This window comes from Azospirillum sp. A1-3 (assembly GCF_023806445.1).
Lineage (GTDB): Bacteria > Pseudomonadota > Alphaproteobacteria > Azospirillales > Azospirillaceae > Azospirillum.
In genome coordinates this window covers 379474-396151 of record NZ_JAMSLU010000006.1, presented here as the reverse complement: position 1 = coordinate 396151, position 16678 = coordinate 379474, and the positions used below count along the sequence as shown (strand labels likewise).

Here is a 16678-nt window from a genome sequence, read left to right as displayed (position 1 = left end):
CCCCATCCCTCACCGACAGAGGATTGTCTCCCATGCTTCCCGTCTCGACCAAGGACGTGATTCCGTTCACCCCCCGCCTCGATCAGCTCGCCGCCCTGACCAAGCTGCGCGAGGCAGCCGACAAGCCGGAGCTGATCGCCGGCTTCGACCGCCTGATCGATCAGGTGCAGGCTGAAATCGACGCCGCACCGCAGCCGGTCTATCGTCTGAGGGTGCCCAGCCATTTCCAGCGGGCCGCCTTTCGCCGCGACCTGCGGGCGGCCGGTGCCACCTATCCCGGCGATGCCGAGCTGTACAAGGCCCTGCGCGAAGACCTGCGCGAGGTGAACCCCTACAACCTCGACAGCCTGCTGGAACTGGTCGATTCCGTCGAAGCCGCCGCCCAGGGCGATGTCGACCCCGACGCGCTGGACGGGCTGGAGGCCATCACCCGGCTGGCCCGGGCGGCCGGTGGCCGCTATGCCGCCATGGAGGGTGACCGCGAGTTCTGGCTGTCGGTCGCCCCCATCGTGGCGTGCCGGCACTTCCTGCTGGGATGGGAGGAAGTGAAGGCTGCGGATGGCACCGACGCCCCCTTCGTCCGCCGCCGCGACATCACCACCGATGAAACGCTGTCTCATCTGGACGAAGCCGAGCTGCGCACGGTGGGCTTCAAGATCATGAGCCTGATGCGCCCGTCGAAGGATCAGGAAAAAAACTTCGCATCGCCGTCGCGGTCAGCCTCCAGCCGGAAGCCTACCAAGACGGCGTCGAAGAGCTTGCCGGCGATGCCGGCTGGGTCCTCTTCGGAGAACACTTCCGCCGAAACCCCCGCCTTGAGCTGAGCGAGGATCATTTCGACATGGTCCAGCTCTGGCGGGCTTACCGGCCCCAGCCCGGCCGCATCGGCGGCATGGCGGCTGGCGTTATGCCGGTCTCCGGCCATCTGCCGGATGCCGGTGGTGTTGGCGATCAGGCCGCCATCATGATCGACGCCTTCGCGATCATGACAGCGGCCGAAGCCGAACTGCTGGCGCTGGAGCCGTCGTGATCGTCGGTCGCATCACAGGCGATCTGAAGGAGCTGGTGAACGCCGGCTTCGATGAGATTGCCGACGCCGCGCGGACGGCGGTGCGGTCCGCGTCTGAAGCGCTTCAGACGGAGTTGCGCCGGCAGACCCGTGCGGCCGGGCTGGGCACCGGGCTGGAAAAGGCGTGGCGGCTGGAGCTGTACCCGAAGACCGGCCGGCGCACCCTGCGGCCGGCCGGTCTGGTCTATTCCAAGGCCACCCGGCTGCACGATGCCTTCGACAGCAGTGAAACCATCACCGCGCGCGGCTCGAAATGGCTGGCGATCCCACTGCCCGCCGCGAAGGAGCTGGGATTCGATAAGAGCGACCAGCGGCCAGACAGCCGGCGGGCCAGCCCGATGCCGGCAAAATGGTCGAACGTATCGTCGGCTGAATATCACTTCGGCGGAGACCTGCGCTTCATCCCCATCGGGAATGGGGCGCGGGCGCTGCTGGTCGCCGATGGCAAGGCCCGCGGTGACCGGCTTGCCCGCGGCGGTGCCGGCCGCGCCACCTCCATCCCGCTCTTCCTGCTGGTGCGCAAGGTGCGCGGCCGGAAGCTGCTGGACATCAGTGCCGCCACCCGTGCGGCCGAAGCCCAACTCGCCTCCAACCTCTCCAACATTCTCGGGCGGTAGCCGTGGCAGCACAGAAGAAGGTCAGCGTCCGGATCGGCGTCGAGGCGGACAACCTCGACGCCGTTCGGAAGAAGCTGGAAGACCTGGGCGTCACCATCAAGGGGGTTGGCAATGACAATGCCCCGGTGGACCGGCTCCGCCGTTCGTTCGAAGCGCTGGAAAACCGGATCGACCCGGTGTCCCGCGCCACGCGCAAGCTGGCCGATGACGAAGCCCTGCTGAAGCGTGCCGTCGATGAAATGGGGGTGTCGCGCGAGCGGGCCAACGCGCTGCTGAAGGCCGCGCGGGATGCCTACGATCCGGCGGCCATCGCCGCCCGCAAGGAAGCGGATGCCTTGCGCGCCCTGGTCGATTCCCTCGACAAGACCGCCGCCGCCGAACGCAAGGTGACGGACGGTCAGGCGCTGCTGGACAAGGCTCTGTCCGGCGGGGTGCAGGGCGTCACCCTGAGTGAGACGCAGCACCGCAACCTGAGCAAAGCGCTTCGCGAACAGCACGGGCTGCTGGATCAGTCCGCGGGCAAGACCAAGCTGGCCGCCCATGAAATCACCAACCTGACCTATCAGATCCAGGATGCCGCCGTGCAGCTGGCCGGCGGCCAAAGCCCCTTCCTTGTCCTGATGCAGCAGGGTCCGCAGGCCACGGGTGCCGTGGGCGGTCTCAGCCGCGCCCTGGCGCTGATGCTGTCGCCTATCGGGTTGACCATTGCCGCGGGTGCGACGCTGGCGGCCGGGCTGGCGCTGGTGACCTCGCGCGCCGTTTCAATTGAAGGGCAGCTGCGCAGCCTGTCGGTCACCACCAAGGCCTATGGGACGGAGGCGCAATCCACCGCGGCACAGCTGCGCGATCTGAGCAAGGCCTTGTATGCCGGCGGTGCCGGCAAGGACGAGTCGGACGCTGCCGCCAAGGTGATCGCCACCACCCGCGGCCTGTCCGCCACCATGGGCAGGGAGATTGCCGGCATCGGCAACGACATGGCTGCCGGCATGGGCAAGTCGGTGGACGAGATGGTGAAGCAGCTCGGTTCGCTTGCGACCGAGGGCTATCCCGCCATCAAGAAGCTTCAGGACGAAATCGGCTTCCTGACGTCGGACGAGCTGAAGGCGGTCCGCGCGATGGCGGAGCATGGGCAGCAGGCCCAGGTGCTGGGCATCGCCTTGGAGGCCCTGCACCGTCGCTTCGACGGCCTGCGGCAGCAATCCATGTCGCCCGCTGAACAGGCCTTCCGCGACCTGGGCATCGGCTGGAATGCCTTCATGGATGCGGTGGCGCAGAGCCGGCCGGTCATGGACACCATTGCCAACGTGTCCGGGGCGGTGGTTCGCATGGCGAATGCCGTCAGCAGCACGCCGAAGGAACAGGTTGCCGACCTTGAGGCGCGAGCAGCCGAGATCCGCAAGAGCATCGCCATGCGCGACGCGGCTAAAAAGGACGGCGAAAGTTATCTGAATCTCAACCTGTGGAGCCTCATCACCGGCACCACGGATGGAAGCGACCTCGACGCCCAGCTTGCGAAGATCGAAGAGCAGCTGAAGGCCGCCCGCGGCCGGGTGGTGACGGAGCTGTCCAAGACCCCCGTTCGCATGGCTGGCACGTCGGCCGGCGCCGCCAGTGCTGGCGGCAAGTCGGATGAAAAAGCCGTCCAGTATGTGGACGAGCAGACCGCCGCTTATGAGCGTCTGGCGAAGGCGATGGGCGGCAGTCAGGCCGCCCGCACGCTCGAAATGGCGTCGATGCGCGCCGAAGACGAAATCCGCGAGAAGAAGCTTTCCGGGCAGGATGCTGAAGACATCCGCATCCTGCGCCGCAAGGAAGCGCTGTTGCAGCTGTCGACCGCCTATGGCGACGAACTGCACAGCATGTCGCTGACCACCCAGGGCAACGTCCAGCTGGCTGCGGCTTATGCCCAGAGCGAGGCGGCGGCCCTGCGCCAGAAGGCGGCCAACGATGCCCAGGCGGCAGCGGCCGGCAATGCCGCCGTCAGCGTCGCCGAACTGACCCGGCAGAACCTGCTGAACACGGCTTCCGCCGCCGCCGCCGATGCCGCGAAGTCGGTGGTCGATCTTGAGCGTCAGGTGACGGCACAAGAGAAGGTCGCCGTTGCCGCCAAGCAGGGTGCGGCAGCACAGGCCGAAGCGGAACGGCAAGCGCAGGTCGCCACCCAGACTTCCGGCCTTCTGGCCGCTGCCCAGGTGGCGGAGGAAGAGGGCGCGGCGGAGCTGGCGAAGACCCTGCGCACTCTGGCCGGCGCCTATGACACCATGTCCAAGCGCGGGGTGGAGGCGCAAAGGCGGACACAGGGGGAAGAGACCCTGCGGAACGCCCGGCAAGGGCTGGAGTATGCCCAACAGGAACTGGCCCTGATGGGGCAGGCTGAGCCGATCCGCAATCGCGCCCTGCGCTCGCTGCAAATTCAGCAGCAGGCGCAGGACATGGCGAAGTCCGCGACCTCCGATCAGATCGCGGAATGGGTGAAGCTTCAGGAACAGATTGCCGACACCCAGGCTCTGACCCAGTACGCGAACGACGTGAAGGCGACCTCCAAGGAAATCGCCGGCAGCATTTCGGAAAATCTCTATGACCGCCTGACCGATCCCGACAAGGCGACCAGTGCCGTCGACTTCTTCAAGTCGATCTTCAAGCGCATTGCCGTGGCAGCGCTTGAGAACGCAGTGGTGCTGCCCATTGTCACCCAGATTGTGGGATCGGTTCCGTCACTGTTCGGCATCCAGGCGCCGACGACAGCTGGGACTGCCGCCACTCAGAGCGGTGGGTTGACCAGCACGGCTAACCTGATCAGCACTGGGTCATCACTCTACAACGGCCTCACCGGGGCCACGGCGACAAGCTTTGCCAATGCCGGGACGTGGCTGGCTGAATCGTCGGTGGGGCACTCCATGGGGCTGTCCACCGCCTATCCGCTGATGAGCGGCGGCGGTGCGGCCCCGGTGACCCAGGTGGGGACGCTCTATGCCCAGAACTCGGCAGGAACGGCGCTGTCCAGTACGCTGGGTGACATCGGCGCGGGCCTGCCGTTTGGCGCTCTGGGCGGTTTTGGCGGCTCACTGATCGGCAATGCCACCGGCTCCAAGGCCGTAGGCGCGCTGTCTGGTGCTGGTCTCGGGGCGGGGTCTGCGCTTGCTTATGAGGCCATCTTTGGAGCGGGGTCTGCTGGCGGTCCAATTGGCATTGCCGCTGCGGCAGTGATTGCTGCCGTCATGGCCGCCATCGGCACGCAAAAGCCGACGGTGGGGCCAACAGCGTCCGCCGACATCACCATCAATGCCGGCGGCAAGAGCGCCTCTGCCGGCAACTTCCTGGTCGACAATGACGGCAAGATCGAAGACGCCCAGAACCTTGGCGCTGCCTTCAGCACGATCTTCAGCGCGGCTGCATCCGGCGGCGGCACGCTGACCAAGGATTTCGGCATCGGCCGCACGGCGGCCAAGGGTCTCTATGTCGCCGGCTCTGTGCCGTACCATGAGTTCGGTACCGGGGAAGACGCCTTGGGCAACCTGCTGCGTTACACGCTGCTGGAAGAGGGTGGGCTTCAGGGCGGCGGGGCCAGCGTCACCAAGGCCATCCAGCGCACCAAGGCCGCGACCTATGAGGATGCGGCCAAGGACATTGCGCTGGGTGCCAGCATCGATGCCGGAACCACTGCCCTGGCGGAGCTGGACCGCTCGCTCAACAGCGTCACCAAAGCGGCACGCGAGGCCACAGCCGAATCGCTGAAGCCGATGCTGGACGAGCTGGCCCGGGCCAAGTCGCTCGACCTGGGGGCGGAGTATGTCAACCTCGCCACCGGCCAGATCACCGCCTATCTGGACGCGCTGAAGAACCCGGTGGAGTGGACCCAGACCGAGCAGGACATGGCCAGCCTGACCGGCCGGTTCGATGCCATCCGCGAGGCGGTGCAGCAGCTCAATCCGGAGCTGGTCACCTATGTGAACCAGATCGAGGCGGAGACTCGCGCCCGCATCAAGGCGGATGCCCAGGCCAGCTATCTGCAACAACTCAACGAGGCGCAGGATCGCGGCTACATCAACCAGATCAATGAGCTGATCAAGTCGCGGGACGTCAATCAGCGGTCATGGGCTGCGGTGGGGCTGGACCCGGCCAACGCAACCACCCTGTTCACCACCCAGCTGACCAAGCTGCTGAAGACCCTGGACGACACCCAGCGGGCGGATGTAGTGGCGACCTTCGGCGACAGCATCACGAACCTCTCGACGGTGATGCAGCAGGCCGCACAAGCGACCGACACCGCCACGGCGGCGGCAGAGCGCGCCGCCTACAATGCCGATCTGCGAAGCCGGATGTATGCCGTCCTTGGCAACGACCGGATGTCGGGACTGGTCGCGCTGGACCAACAGCAGGCGGTGGAGTTGGCGCAGGCCAAGGCTGCCGGTCGCGACACAACGCTGCTCCAGCAGGTGCAGGCGGCAGAGCGGGCGACCAAGGCCTTCGATCTGGCACAAGCCGATCTGCTGGCCGCCTATGACCAGCAGATCGGCGCGCAGCAGGACTACATCTCGGAGCTGACCAACGGCGCGGTGAAGATTGCGCAGTCGGCCAGACAGTTCCGGGCCGCCTTCGATGCCCTGGCGCTCAACGACAACTCACCGCTGAGCGACATCGACCGCCTGAAAGAGGCGCGTCGGCAGTTCGGCATCGATTACGCGACCTACAAGGACCGGACCAAGAGCGACGACGAGCGGGACGCGGCCAAGCAGGACCTTCTCTCTCTCGGGCCGAGCTTGGTCCAGCTCGCGCGGGATTACTTCGGCCCCACCGACCGCACGGACTATGACTGGGTCCGCTCCGTCTTGGCGGAGTTCGGAGACACCACGGCCTTGGGCGTGGACACCGCTGAACAGACGCTCGTCACCGCCAACAACACGCTGAAGGAGATGCAGAAGGCCCGCGTCGACGCTGCGGCGATGGGGCAGAAGCAGTACGGGGCGCTCACTGACCTCGCCGCGGTGGCCGAGCAGAGCAAGACGGCGATGCTGGCGGCCTTGGCGCCGCTGGCGACCCTCTCGGCACGCAATTGGGGTGCGAGTGAATCCGTCTCCACCAACATGCAGCTGGCGCTGAAGACCGGGTACGCCGGTGACTTCGGCGCCGGCGGGTGGCAGGCCTGGATCACGCAGCAGCCTGACTCGGTCAAGGCGATTGCCCGCCAAGTCCTCACTCAAATGGGTCAGGCGTGGCGCATTAACGGCTTCGCCATCGGCACCGACTCCGCCCCTCCTGGCCTTGCCTGGGTGGGGGAGCGCGGGCCGGAGCTGATCCAGATGGCTGGCGGCGAGCGGGTCTATCCGCATGCCGAGAGCATGGCCCTCGCCCAGTCTTGGGCATCGGCGGCCAACGACCGCTTCTCGGCGAACGTCGTCACCCTTCGCCCGCCCCGCGCCTCTGCTGGGGGTGGCTCAGGTGACGTGGTGTCCGAGCTGCGCAAGTTCCGTGAGGAAGCACGCCAGGATGCCCGCGCCATCGCCAGCACCGTCGTCGACATGATGGAAAAGCAGATCAGCACGCTGCGTGAAGAGAACGCTGAGCTGCGGCGGCGCATCGACAAACAGTCTCAGGAAATCCGGCTCGGACAGTCCGCGCCGAAGTACGCAACGAAGGGAAAATAACCGATGCCGATGTCCAATTACCTGCGCAACAAGCTGCTCGACCACGCCAACGGGAAAACGGCTTACACGATGCCGGCCACGGTTTACGTGGCGGCCCTGACCACGGCGTCGACGGTCACGACGCCCGGAACCGAAGTCAGCACCGCCAGCACCGGCTATGCCCGGCAGGCCATCACCGCCGCCATGTCGGCGGCGAGCAACGGCGCGTCCGCCAATGCCGCAGCAATCGTCTTCGGACCGGCCTCGGCGTCTTGGGGGAACATCACCGACTACGCCATCTTCGACGCCGCAACCGGCGGCAACATGCTCTGGTACGGCACGCTGCCCGCAGCGAAAACAATCGCCGCCGCCGATGAGCTGAAGTTCGCCGCGGGCAACCTGAGCCAGTCGCTGACCTGATGCTTGGCATATCGCCGGTCGGGGCTGGGCCGCTCGCTGCCGTCGGCGGCGGCACCTCCCATGAGATCAGCGGTGCGGTGCTGGCAACGGCGGCGGTCAGTGGCGCGGCGGGGGTGGTCGCGAACCGGGTGGCGACACTCTCCGCCTCCGCCGCCTCTCTTGCCACTGGTTCCAGAGCGGCAGGTGGCGTGGGGAGGCTCGCCGGTGCCGGGACCTTCTCCGCTGCTGCAGCCCGCGTCGCTGGGATCAGCGGCAGTGTGGCCGCTGCGTTTAGCGGTGTAGGAACCGCCAGCCGGCGTGCGGGTGTCTCCGCAGTTGCCGGCGGTCTATCGACATCGACCGGTGCCGCAGGGTGGACGGCGGCGGCGATGGCCTCCGCCACAGCAAGTTCGGCAGCTGCGGCGGTCGCCGGCCGGGTGCAGCCCAGCATGGCCGCCGCCACGGCCAGCACGGGCGGTGCGGCGATGGCGGCGCGGGTGGGGGGCGGCGTTGGAACCGTGACCAGCACCTCCGCCGCGAATGGCGCGGCGGCCCTGGTGGCGGGAGCCTCCGGCCCAACCGTGGGGGCTGGATCAGTCGATGCAACGGCTGGGCGGTCTGCCTCCGCCTCCGGGGCGCCTGCGGCGACCGCAACGTTTTGGGCGGTCGCTGGCGCGATGCGAGGTGGCAGCGCCATCCAAGCCGCAGGCGGCACTGTCTGGGCTGTCGCTGCTCGGGTCGGTGCTGCCGTTGCCTCTCTTGCAGGCACATCGGTCAGCACAGGTCTCGCTGGTCTGAGAGCGGGGGTATCTGGAGCCGTATCGGCTACGTCAACATCGTCGGGCACCGCCGGCCGTCGTGCGGCCGTCATAGGGTCAGCTGTCGCCGCGCTGACTGCCTCAGCAGCGGCTGGTGCCCGGCGGGGTGTCAGCGGCGCGTCCATAGGCGCCAGCATGCTGTCCGCCATAGCCGGCCGGGTCCATGCCGCCAGGGCCTCCTTCGGCGGGACCGGCACCGTCTATGCCTACGGCGAGCTGCCGATTGAGCTGCTGACCAGCGGCCGGCACCGGCTCGTCTACACCATCGAACTGACAATCCGCCAAATCCCGAGGTAGCGCCATGCTCGGACAATCGCTTAGCGAGGCTCCGCTGGCAGTCGTGCCGGCGGTAACGGTGTCGGCTGACATCCTCACGCTCTACGCCGCCACCGAGGATTTCGAAACAGGCTTTGGCGAGACCCCGGAGAACACGCTCTGGCCCGGCACCCTGTTCTCTCCCCTGCGGGTGGAGCGCTCGCTGCTCTCCGACCTGCTGGGGGGCACCGTCGCGGTCTCCTATGGCGAGGCCGAGCTGGTCAATGTCGAGCGCACCTATGATGACCTGGTGCACGACTTCGACGTCGCCGGACGGCCGGTGGTGATCCGCGCCGGCGCGGCCGGGTCGCGCATTGCCGACTTCGTCACGCTGTTCGATGGCACCGCCTCCGGCTGGTACGAAACGGATGAGCGTCTGATCGTCCAGCTGCGCGGCTGGGAGTTCCTGCTGGAAGTCGCGCTCGAAAGCCGGACCTTCGCCGGCACAGGCGGTCTGGAGGGCACGTCCGATCTGGAAGGCAAGCGGCTGCCGGTGGCACTGGGGTGGCCGAACAACATCACCCCGGCCTTCGTCATTCCGGCCGAGCTGCTGTTCATGGCCCATGGCGGGCCGGTCAGCGACATCTCCGCCGTTTATGTGCGCGGTGCTGCGCTGAACAAGGGGCCGGACTACCCGACCGCCGCAGCTCTGCGTGCCGCAACCGTACCGGCGCAGAGCTACATCACCTGTGTGGCGGAGGGGCTGTTCCGGGTCGAATACCTGAACGACGGCGAGAAGGGGGCCGTCACCTGCGATGTGAAGGGCGCGGTGATCGGCGGTGCCTTTCTGGAGACCACGGCGCAGATCGTCGGGCATGTGCTGCTGGACCGCGCCGACGTGCCGGCGGCACGGGTCGCCCCTCTGTCTGCCGCGCCCTGGCAGTTCCACCGGCCGATCGGCTTCTACGCCGGTCCTGACGACAGCTCGACATGCGCTGATGTGGTGGAGCAGTTGCTGCGCGGCTGCGTCGGATGGGGCGGCTTCAGCCGGCGCGGCCTGTTCGGGCTGGGATCGTTCCGGCTTCCTGCCGGCCCGGCGGTGGCGGCCTATGAAGAGGCGGACATCATCTCCGCCACTGCGCTGGAGCTGCCGAGCGAGGTGACACCGCCGCCCTGGCGGTGGCGGGTGGCGTACGACCGCAACTGGACAACGCAGGACTCCGACATCGCGGGCGTGGTGACGGAGGAACGGAGAAAGTGGCTGAAGGAAGAGCGGCGGCTTGCCGAGTGGGCGAACATCATCGCCAAGGATCTCTACCGGAAGCCCAGCGATCCTGAGCCGGTGGAGGGGTGTTTCCGCGACCGTGCCGATGCCCTTCAGCTGGCGCAGGAACTCGAAGCCATGTGGCAGGCGCCGCGCGGCTTCTATCGCCTGCAGCTCGGCACCCAGGCCTTCGCGCGCGACCTCGGCGACATTGTTCACATCGACTATCCCCGCTGGCGCCTCAAAGGGGGCGCTTTGGCTGTCATCGCCGCGCTGTCCGAAGACGCCGAGGACGCGAGATCCGAAATCACCGTGCTGGTGGCCTGACATGAACACCGTCTTCAAGATCGGCTACATCAACCATGCCGACACCGCCGTGCTGTCTGCCTCGGGGCAGGTCGGCACCAAGCCCGTGACGCTGCTCGCCGATCCGCATCCGGCCCGGCGCTGGTCAGCCGGACTGACCTCCGCCGCCTGGGTCAACCTTGTCTGGCCGGCGCCGGTCACGCTGGATTGCGTGGCGCTGATGGGGTCCAGCCACAGCTGGGAGGCCGGCCGGTGCCGAGTCACGGCATCGGATGTGTCCGGCGGGACTGACCGCTACGACAGTGGCGATGTGCCGGCTCTGGTCGATCCGCGCTTTGGCTACCTGATCCACACTCTGCCGGCGCCGATCACCACCCGGTCGCTGCGCCTGTATCTGTCGGATCCATCGGTCGCGGAGACGCGGGGCGGGCGGCTGTTCGTGGGGCCGCTGTGGACCCCGGAATATGGTCCGGCGCTCGGGGTGGACTGGGGGCGAGCGCCAACCAGCACGCAGACCGTGGGCCGAGGCGGACAGACCTTCGTCGACCGCCGTGCCAACCCGCGGGCGACCAGCTTCAGCCTCGGCATCGTCCCGCTTGCCGATGAGCGCCGGCACCTGCGCGAGCTGCAGCGCACCTGCTCAAACACCGACGACATCCTGGTGATCTTCGACGCCAGCGACCCCAACCCCGGCGACGTGTCGATCTGGGGGCTGGCTCAAGACCTTCAACGACCAAAGCGCGACTACGGGCGGTATTGGTCCGCCGCATTCTCGATCACGGAAAGGCTGTAACAATGCCCTTGGTAAAAGACAGGGTCAAACAGACCACCATCACCACCGGCACCGGAGCCGTCGCTTTGTCCGGTGCGGTGGCCGGGTTCCAGACCTTCGCCCAGGCGTTCGCCTCAGGCGCGCAGGTCTATTACTGCATTGCCGACGGGACGGCCTGGGAGGTCGGCATCGGCACCTATACCGCCGGCTCCCCTGGTTCGCTGTCGCGCGACACCGTCCTCGACAGCTCCAACGGTGGGGGCTTGGTCGCCTGGGGAGTCGGCACGAGGGACGTCTTCGTGACCCTGCCGGCGGCGGCGGTTTCCTCCGGGTCCAGCGAGGTCACGCTGGCGACCATCCACTCCTATACCCTTGCAATGTGAGGCCGTGACATGTCTGCCAGCAACAACGCCATCTTCCCGCAACTGTCCTTCGGCGTCAGCGCCGTCGTGACGGGGGCCAACACGACCCTCAGCGACACCCCGGATGCCAACGCCGTAGAGCTTGTGCTGCCGGCAACCGTCGAGACGGACGGGGCACAACTCGTCGCTTTGTGGGCGCTGCCCCGCGCCACCTGTTCCGCAACGGTGCTGTACCTCTACCGCTCGTTGGACGGCGGCACCACCAAGCGCCTGATCGCCACGGCGGCGGTGGCAGCTGACACGGTGAGCACGACCGACGCCCCGGCGGAAGTCGTCTTCAAACTCAAGGGCGCCAGCATCTCCGAAAGCAACCCGCTGTACCTCCCGCCGGGCAGTGGCGTCGGAAAGACCCGCCTTTATGTCGGCGCGTCTGTCGCCCTGGCCGCGGGTTGGGCCATCTCCGGAGACGGCCTGCTCATGCAGAAGGCGGCTTGATCATGGCGGTCGGACGCGTGGTAGGCGCAAGCGGCAAAGCTGGGCGCAAGGCGGTGGGGGTGCCCGTCGTGGCAAGCGGCACTATCCAGCGCCGCGTCTCCTTTCTTCTTATCGGTGCCGGCGGTGGCATAGGAGGCGGAGGGCAAGGCCAGATGGGGGACGGTATTGGTGGTGACGCGGCTCCAGTTGCGTTTGACTATTTACTAGATCCCGGCACGACCCTGACCCTTGGGGTAGGCCCAGCCGGGTTGAGTGGCGACTGGGACAATCGAGCGGGGATGTCTGCGCCAACGTATTCCGGGATCACCGGCGCATGGGGACGCGGTGGTGATGGCGGGACGTCGAACGGAGCCAACTACGGCACAGGTGGTACCGGAGGGGGCGCAACACTAGTAATGATCGGGGACATGGTCTGGGCTGCATCTGGCGGGGGCTGGGGCGGCGCGGCGGCGCCGAGCGGGTCGTGGTTCTCTAACGCAACCATCAAAGGCGTAATACCAGCTTCTCCTGGAGGGCCGGGTGGGGGTGGGTATGGCGGTCATGGGGGCGGGGGCGGCTACGGTGGCATCGGCGGCATGACGGTCGGGAATAGCGGTCGTCGTGGCACGTCGGGACTGAACCTAATTCCATTTGGTGCCCTGCCTTACACTGGGCCGAGCGTGACAAATTATCCGCTTGGCAGTTACGGGGGCGGCGGCTCTTACTATGTCAGCCGAATGCCACAACCCGGAATCGCGGTAATTGCCCTTGGCAGTGACGCCAAGATCTTCACCACTGTTGGTCAAGACATTCCCCTGGTGATCGAATGAGCAATCTTTATTGCAAAATCGACTTGGCTCGGCTCGCCATCGTCGGTGCCCCCGGCCCACTGCCGTCTGAGCTGCGCGGCACCTTGTCTGATGCCGACCTCGCAGACCTGTCTTGGACAGACGAAACGCTCGGTCTGCACGGCTACGGCTTCTGGCCGGTGGAGCGAGCTGCGGCGACCTACGATCCGGCGACACAGCGTCTGTCTGGGGAGGTGAGCCGGCTGCCCGATGCCGACCGGCGTGTGGTGGTCGAGACGCCGCTGGTGGTGGAGCTGACGGACGAGGAATTGGCGGCTCGCCTGACCGTCGCGAAGGCCGAACGGAAAGCCGCCGCTACGGCCAAGCGCTGGGAGGTGGAAGTTGCGGGCACCATCGTCAATGGCATTCCGGTCGCGACGGATGATCGCTCCAAGACGCTGATCCTGGGTAAGCGCGCCCAGGCGCAAGCCGACCCGGACATGACGTTCCGCTGGAAGGCGGTCAACGGGTGGGTGGAACTGAGCGGTGCCCAGATCATCGCTATCGCCGATGCTGTCGCTGACCATGTGCAGGCGTGCTTCGACCGCGAGGGCGAACTGCACGATGCTATTGACGCGGCCAAGGACGCCGCCGCGGTGCTGGCTGTCGACATTACCGCCGGCTGGCCCGTTCAGTAATCTGGCGCGACAACATTCCAACTCAGATCGAACCGGCGCCCAGTGAGGCGCCTTTTCTCATTCCGGAGGATGCAATGCCTCTCATTGACTGGCTGTCGGTAGGCAGCTGGATTGCCACCCACTGGCATTTTGTCGCACTCTCTGCGCTATTCCTGGCCTGCGCCTTTCGCGAGCGAGGTCAGGGACATTCCTGGCTTGGCACCACCGGAGCGCGTGTGCTCTCTTGGGCGCTGCCGGTCGGTGCCGTCGTTTCAGCCATCTCCACAGCCCCCGCTGCGGGTTGGACGGCGGTGCTGACCGGTGCCATGGCCTATCTCGGCCTGCTGCTGCCGCACGGTGCCGGTCAGAACCTCACCGAAGCACCTACTGACTATCCGGCCAGTTGGACCGCCTGCCTGCCGCTGTCTGAGAAGCTGGGCTATCTGGCCGCTGTCGGTATCGCCCGCATGGCGCTCATCTCCTTGCCGCTGATCCCCGACCACCCGTCGGCGCTCTGTCTGCCGCTGACTGGCCTTGCCATGCCGCTAGCGTACCTGCTCGGGACCAAGCTCCCGGCACTCCCCTGGCGCCTGACCCGGGCGACCGAATGGGGTGAGTTCCTGACCGGCGCCAGTGTCGGCGCCGCGCTCGCTGTCCTGCTGACCGTCTAGTCAGAGGCCTGCAGCTTCGGCTGGCCCTTTGACAACACTCCACCCCTAACCGAACCGGCGCCCGCGAGGCGCCTTTTTCATGCGCGGAGGGCATTGTGACCATTCTTCGAGCTATTACCTACGCCGGCTCCGTGCTGGTGACCTGCGGTGCTGCGGTGGCGGCCACCGACCCGCCTCCCATCGATCAGTTAGCCGGGCAGCTTGAGCGCTTCCTCGACCTGCTGGAGCGCGGCGGCGCTGCTGTGGTGGCGCTGGAACTGGTGCTGGGCGTCGCTTTCCTCGCCGCCCTGGCTGCCGTCGTGCTCGTCCTCATCACCGTGGTGCAGGCGCTGCCGCGGGCCGCCCGGCCGCTGGCCGATGCCTACGCCACGATGCGAGGCGGTGCGACTCGCCGCGAAGAGCGGCTGCGCGAACTGAATGCCTCGCTCGCTCGCAAGGTGGAGCTGCTGGAAGCCCAGGTCGTGGGGCTGGAGCATCGCGACGAAGAGAAGAGCCGGATTATCTCCGCCCTGGTCGATCAACTCGGGGCCTTCGGCATCGACGTGGCAGCGCTACGCGCCATGGCCCCGCGCCCCCTCTCAGAAGTCGAGGTGGACCATGCCTCTGCCGCCTGATGCCGCGCAGCAGCTCGCCGCGCGCGTGCTGGCAGAGTGCGGCGGCGATGAAGCCCTTGCCCGCCTCACGCTCGCCCGCCTCCTTCTCGCCGCCAACGGCGGCATGTCCGCCGGTTTCCTCCGGCTTGGCCCTCCGTCCCGTCAGTAGAGGAATTCGACCATGACCCAGTCTCCCCCGCTCCCTGCCATGACGTCGCGTGAGGTGATCGCCCGCACCCTTTGGGGTGAAGCGCGCGGCGAAGGCCGCAACGGCATGGCGGCCGTTGCTTGTGTCATCCAGAACCGGGCGCGCAACCCGCGCTGGTGGGGCAATTCCCCGGCGGCGGTGTGTCTGAAGCCTTATCAGTTTTCGTGCTGGCTGGCAGACGATCCCAACCGGACCAAGCTGCTGGCGGTGACCGACCGCGACTCGAGCTATCGCGCGGCGCTGGAGCTTGCCGACTCGCTGCTGTCCGGCCGGCTGGTGGACGTCACCAACGGCGCTGACCACTACCACACCGCCGGAGTGACCCCGGCTTGGTCGGGAGGCAAGAAGCCGGTGGTCGTGATCGGTAACCATCGCTTCTTCCGGCTGGAGCTGAAGTAGCCCGGCGGCCCCCGTCCGCACCGCTGATCCACCGCTCTGCCGCCGGCATTCCGCCGAGCGGCATTTTTGATGCCCGAAGGAGGGGCACGATCATGAAGACCATCAACATGCAGCGCCTGAAGGAACCCAGCACCTATGCCGGTCTCGCCAGCATCCTGGGCGGCGTCGGGCTGATTGCCTCGTCCCCTTGGGTGACGGCGGCGGCCAGCCTTGCCGATGCTGCCGCCCAGGGCGCAGCTTCCGGTCAGGGGTGGCTGGGCATCGGTCTGGCCGTGCTGGGCGCGGCGGCTTCGCTGGCGAAAGACCCGTCCAGCCCGCGTTAACAAGATCAGGTCCGGGCCGGCGGAGATAGCTGGCCCGGACCCTAAGCAGCACAGATAATATTAAGACAATTTCATTGAACCATTCTTTTCATTTGCTGCACTTCCGCCTCAAGCCGCTGCTTCGCTGCCACTGCCTTGCCACGCGATACTCTGAGGCCATGAAGCTCTCGCTCCATTTCTCTTATTTGTGCTTGTATTGCAGCAATCTCAGCGGCTTGGGCATTTTGAACTTTTGTAATTCTCTGTACTTCAGACCAGAGATTTCTTACCCCCGCCGCCAAGCGCTTGCCTAGGCTGCTAACTGGTAGCTCTTCTTCATCAAAATCGTCAGTCATATGCGTTTCCTCATCGTGTAACCGGCACATGAAAATATCAATTTGTTGTTACGATTACTTTAGGAACTCAGGATAGTAGTTTGACTTAGCTGGCTCTAACTAATCTAGTTAAACCCATCTCCTGAATCCCCTGCGACTACGGCACGGCTTTCTCAGGAGCATAAGCATCAACCCTTACGTTGTAATCACGGTAGGGCGACAGCGGTCGGCCGGTCGTTCCCGACTGCCTATTTCGTCTGGCCGGGCCACGGCCATGGGCCTTCGTAAATGACTCCTTCCACCGGCAGGGCACCGCCTACTTCGACGGCTTCCAATCGCATGCCGGCCACGATTGGGCGGGCTGCCGCCAACTCGATTGCTCGCTCTGGCGAGCGGGCGCGCACCTGAAGGACAGCGGTTGGGGCGTCCGCTTCCTCTGGGAAGCCCTTCACCCCATAGAAGCGCATCGCGGTTGTGTTCATGGCACTGCCTTGTGGCTGTTCATGCGAGCGTCGTAACCCACCACGATATTGCGTCCGGTTGCCCCGCATCGCGAGCACCGCCATGGCAGGGCAGATGGGTGCCTGTTGAACGTCTTGGGGCGCAAGATGAGCGGCGCCGTGTCGACCTCTGCATATTTCCAGCAGGATCGGCACAGCACGGCGATTGGAACCCCGTGTCGATGGAAATCTCCCACACATTCGAAACGTTTGGTGCCCAAGCCGTTCTCCCTGCGTTCTCGCGC

At 66.3% G+C, this 16678-nt stretch carries 16 protein-coding genes; 15 read left to right on the top strand and 1 reads right to left on the bottom strand.

What is annotated here, in order from left to right:
• Positions 1–32 precede the first annotated feature (32 nt).
• The 15 genes from M5E06_RS29600 to M5E06_RS29530 all read left to right on the top strand — a co-directional run bounded on the left by M5E06_RS29600 (position 33) and on the right by M5E06_RS29530 (position 15619).
• On the top strand, positions 33–824 hold the full coding sequence (locus tag M5E06_RS29600) for a hypothetical protein (RefSeq protein ID WP_252141308.1): 792 nt from the start codon (positions 33–35) through the stop codon (positions 822–824).
• A 17-nt stretch (positions 825–841) separates the two neighbouring features.
• On the top strand, positions 842–1030 hold the full coding sequence (locus M5E06_RS29595) for a hypothetical protein (RefSeq protein WP_252141307.1): 189 nt from the start codon (positions 842–844) through the stop codon (positions 1028–1030).
• Positions 1027–1686, top strand: a complete 660-nt coding sequence (locus tag M5E06_RS29590) for a DUF6441 family protein (RefSeq protein WP_252141306.1) — start codon at positions 1027–1029, stop codon at positions 1684–1686. Before M5E06_RS29595 ends, M5E06_RS29590 begins: the two co-directional genes overlap by 4 nt.
• 2 nt (positions 1687–1688) lie before the next feature.
• Complete coding sequence (locus tag M5E06_RS29585; protein ID WP_252141305.1) at positions 1689–7331, top strand: phage tail length tape measure family protein; 5643 nt, start codon at positions 1689–1691, stop codon at positions 7329–7331.
• 3 nt (positions 7332–7334) lie between these two features.
• Positions 7335–7730: a phage tail fiber protein gene (locus M5E06_RS29580; RefSeq protein ID WP_252141304.1), complete on the top strand. Its 396-nt coding sequence runs from the start codon at positions 7335–7337 to the stop codon at positions 7728–7730.
• 932 nt (positions 7731–8662) lie between these two features.
• Positions 8663–8824 carry a hypothetical protein gene (locus M5E06_RS29575; protein WP_252141303.1) on the top strand — a complete coding sequence of 54 codons (162 nt, stop codon included), beginning with the start codon at positions 8663–8665 and terminating at the stop codon, positions 8822–8824.
• 4 nt (positions 8825–8828) lie between these two features.
• A complete protein-coding gene (locus M5E06_RS29570) occupies positions 8829–10373 on the top strand; it encodes a type 1 periplasmic-binding domain-containing protein (protein ID WP_252141302.1) in 1545 nt (514 codons plus the stop codon).
• 1 nt (position 10374) lies between these two features.
• On the top strand, positions 10375–11145 hold the full coding sequence (locus M5E06_RS29565) for a hypothetical protein (protein ID WP_252141301.1): 771 nt from the start codon (positions 10375–10377) through the stop codon (positions 11143–11145).
• Between the two features lie 2 nt (positions 11146–11147).
• Positions 11148–11507, top strand: a complete 360-nt coding sequence (locus tag M5E06_RS29560) for a hypothetical protein (protein WP_252141300.1) — start codon at positions 11148–11150, stop codon at positions 11505–11507.
• 9 nt (positions 11508–11516) lie between these two features.
• Positions 11517–11981: a hypothetical protein gene (locus tag M5E06_RS29555; protein ID WP_252141299.1), complete on the top strand. Its 465-nt coding sequence runs from the start codon at positions 11517–11519 to the stop codon at positions 11979–11981.
• Between the two features lie 805 nt (positions 11982–12786).
• A complete protein-coding gene (locus M5E06_RS29550; RefSeq protein ID WP_252141298.1) occupies positions 12787–13446 on the top strand; it encodes a DUF4376 domain-containing protein in 660 nt (219 codons plus the stop codon).
• A 215-nt stretch (positions 13447–13661) separates the two neighbouring features.
• A complete protein-coding gene (locus tag M5E06_RS29545; protein ID WP_252141297.1) occupies positions 13662–14096 on the top strand; it encodes a hypothetical protein in 435 nt (144 codons plus the stop codon).
• Between the two features lie 95 nt (positions 14097–14191).
• Complete coding sequence (locus M5E06_RS29540; protein ID WP_252141296.1) at positions 14192–14710, top strand: hypothetical protein; 519 nt, start codon at positions 14192–14194, stop codon at positions 14708–14710.
• A gap of 160 nt (positions 14711–14870) precedes the next feature.
• On the top strand, positions 14871–15296 hold the full coding sequence (locus tag M5E06_RS29535) for a cell wall hydrolase (protein WP_252141295.1): 426 nt from the start codon (positions 14871–14873) through the stop codon (positions 15294–15296).
• 92 nt (positions 15297–15388) lie between these two features.
• Positions 15389–15619, top strand: a complete 231-nt coding sequence (locus M5E06_RS29530; protein ID WP_252141294.1) for a hypothetical protein — start codon at positions 15389–15391, stop codon at positions 15617–15619.
• 71 nt (positions 15620–15690) lie between these two features.
• Here M5E06_RS29530 and M5E06_RS29525 read toward each other — a convergent pair whose 3' ends face one another.
• Positions 15691–15954, bottom strand: coding sequence for a hypothetical protein (locus M5E06_RS29525; RefSeq protein WP_252141293.1), 264 nt, complete (start codon positions 15952–15954; stop codon positions 15691–15693).
• Positions 15955–16678 lie beyond the last annotated feature (724 nt).

Coding starts and splice junctions, on each gene's coding strand:
- M5E06_RS29600 (WP_252141308.1), top strand. CDS start 33: ATGCTTCCCGTCTCGACCAAGGACGTGATTCCGTTCACCCCCCGCCTC.
- M5E06_RS29595 (WP_252141307.1), top strand. CDS start 842: ATGGTCCAGCTCTGGCGGGCTTACCGGCCCCAGCCCGGCCGCATCGGC.
- M5E06_RS29580 (WP_252141304.1), top strand. CDS start 7,335: ATGCCGATGTCCAATTACCTGCGCAACAAGCTGCTCGACCACGCCAAC.
- M5E06_RS29575 (WP_252141303.1), top strand. CDS start 8,663: ATGCTGTCCGCCATAGCCGGCCGGGTCCATGCCGCCAGGGCCTCCTTC.
- M5E06_RS29570 (WP_252141302.1), top strand. CDS start 8,829: ATGCTCGGACAATCGCTTAGCGAGGCTCCGCTGGCAGTCGTGCCGGCG.
- M5E06_RS29565 (WP_252141301.1), top strand. CDS start 10,375: ATGAACACCGTCTTCAAGATCGGCTACATCAACCATGCCGACACCGCC.
- M5E06_RS29560 (WP_252141300.1), top strand. CDS start 11,148: ATGCCCTTGGTAAAAGACAGGGTCAAACAGACCACCATCACCACCGGC.
- M5E06_RS29555 (WP_252141299.1), top strand. CDS start 11,517: ATGTCTGCCAGCAACAACGCCATCTTCCCGCAACTGTCCTTCGGCGTC.
- M5E06_RS29550 (WP_252141298.1), top strand. CDS start 12,787: ATGAGCAATCTTTATTGCAAAATCGACTTGGCTCGGCTCGCCATCGTC.
- M5E06_RS29535 (WP_252141295.1), top strand. CDS start 14,871: ATGACCCAGTCTCCCCCGCTCCCTGCCATGACGTCGCGTGAGGTGATC.
- M5E06_RS29530 (WP_252141294.1), top strand. CDS start 15,389: ATGAAGACCATCAACATGCAGCGCCTGAAGGAACCCAGCACCTATGCC.
- M5E06_RS29525 (WP_252141293.1), bottom strand. CDS start 15,954: ATGACTGACGATTTTGATGAAGAAGAGCTACCAGTTAGCAGCCTAGGC.